1 protein-coding gene is annotated in these 636 nt (G+C 59.3%); it reads right to left on the bottom strand.

Annotated features, from left to right (window positions below):
• The coding region (gene tssI / locus ACW9H9_RS28740) for a type VI secretion system tip protein TssI/VgrG (protein ID WP_457370502.1) at positions 1-636 on the bottom strand (636 nt) is incomplete at both ends.

Genomic DNA, 636 nt, shown 5'->3' on the forward strand with positions numbered 1-636 from the left:
GGTCCCAGTGGAATTGCACTTTTACGCGGCCGTATGGGTCGCAGTGGATTTCTTCACCTTTGGGGCCGGTGACCCGGGCGGTCTGGCTGCCCAAAATGCGCGGTTTTGAATGCTTGAGAGGGGGCCTGTTCGGTACATCCCAAGGCGTGGCTTTGAAGGTGTTGCGATAGCCTTGGTCGACGTCATGGGGCATCGACTCTTGCAACACCTGTGGCTGCTTGCCTTGGTGGACGATTTCGGTGAGCAGCCACAGGTCATTCCACCGCGCTTTGGGGTGCTCGGTCAGGGCCAGAAAATGACCGCTGACCAACAACGGCTGATCGCTTTTCCCTTCCGCCAATTGGTAATCGCTGCGGTGCCGTTCCAGCGAGCGTTTGGCCAGGTGCTTGCCACGTTCACGGTCGGTGAAGCGCCCTGGGTAGTCGTAGTCTTCCAGGTCCGGTAATGCGTCACCGCGGTTCTGGCTTTCCAGGGTCAATCGCGGCTTTTGAAAGTCGTAATCCCGCCGGGTAGTGCGGCTAGTGCGGGTTTCCAAGCGCAGGTCAAACCGTTTGATCACAGGATCGCTGGCGACCATCCCAGAGTCTTGCTGATACGCCACCGGCGCCAGTTTAGGGAACACCGTCTGGTCGTCCC

It is taken from the genome of Pseudomonas sp. SDO5215_S409, assembly GCF_054071325.1.